Source organism: Thermus islandicus DSM 21543, from assembly GCF_000421625.1.
Classification (GTDB): Bacteria; Deinococcota; Deinococci; order Deinococcales; family Thermaceae; genus Thermus; species Thermus islandicus.
The window spans coordinates 1-1,124 of sequence record NZ_ATXJ01000063.1 but is presented as its reverse complement, the minus strand read 5'-3'; the positions used below and the strand labels follow the sequence as shown (position 1 = coordinate 1,124).

Here is a 1,124-nt window from a genome sequence, read left to right as displayed (position 1 = left end):
CCAGCCCGATACGGTCCACGATGCTGGCCACCAGGCCCAGGTGGCCGAGGTCGTACACCTGTAGGTCGGGTGTGGTTTCCATCCCAAAATCCTAACGCGGAGGGAGGAGGGATGCGGAATGTGGGTTTCATGCTCCGTTCATGGGTTTTTGGGTAGGATTGTGGGCGTGAGTGCTTTGGAACTGCGTATCCCCTACCCTGTGGCCCAGACCCGTTCCCGAACGGCCCTTGCTTGGGTCTTGGGGCCTCTGCCCTCCTTGATCGTTGGGTTCCTCCTTTTCGGGACCACCTCATGGGGGAAGGAAGTATGGCTCCTGATGGGGCTCACCGCCCTGGCCCACCTCCTCGCCTTCTTGGCCACGGAGCGGATGGCCCGCTACCCTGGGCAGGAGTCCTGGAGCGTGGCGGGCTTTAACCTCCTGCCCTTTACGCTCTTGCTGGTGGCCGTTCTGGCCATGGGGCGGCTGTACTACTCCAGGAGCTACCTCCTTGCTGCGACCCTCCTTGCCTTCCTCCTTCTCCTTCTCTACCTGAGGGGCCTTCCTCCGGCGAGGCTCGCCCTTCTCCCCGGAGGCGTGGTCGATGGCCTTCTTCGGGCCCTAGGCCGGGAGCTTCCCCCCTTGAGGAGCCTCGAGGGGGTAGAGGGGGTGGTGGCCGACTTGCACCGCCTGGACCCCAGGGTCCTTCCCCTCCTGGCCGAGGCCGCCTTCCGCGGCCTGCCCATCCTCCACGCTGCCAGGGTGTATGAGGGCTACATGGGTCGGGTTCCCCTGGAGCTTGCGGAAGGGCTTTTGGCCTTGGAAGAGCGGGACCGGGGCCTTTACCCCCTCTTTAAGCGGGCGTGGGAGGTGGGGCTTGTACTCCTTCTTTCTCCCCTCGCCCTCCTTGTGGGGCTCCTCGTGGCCCTTGCGGTCTACCTAGACCTGGGGAGGCGTGTGCTCTTCGCCCAGGAGCGGATGGGGCTCGGGGGTAGGGCCTTTAAGGCCTACAAGTTCCGCACCATGCGGGGGGCTCCCCGGGAGGGTGCCTACGCTGGGCAGGAGGCGGAGAGGATCACTCCCCTAGGCCGCTTCCTCCGCCGTTATCGCTTGGACGAGCTTCCCCAGCTCTGGAACGTCCTCAAGG

General features: G+C 65.1%; 1 protein-coding gene. It reads left to right on the top strand.

The window, feature by feature from the left end; all coding sequences use genetic code 11:
• Positions 1-316: 316 nt before the first annotated feature.
• A partial coding sequence (locus H531_RS0112485) for a sugar transferase (protein ID WP_245540708.1) occupies positions 317-1,124 on the top strand: 808 nt, incomplete at its 3' end.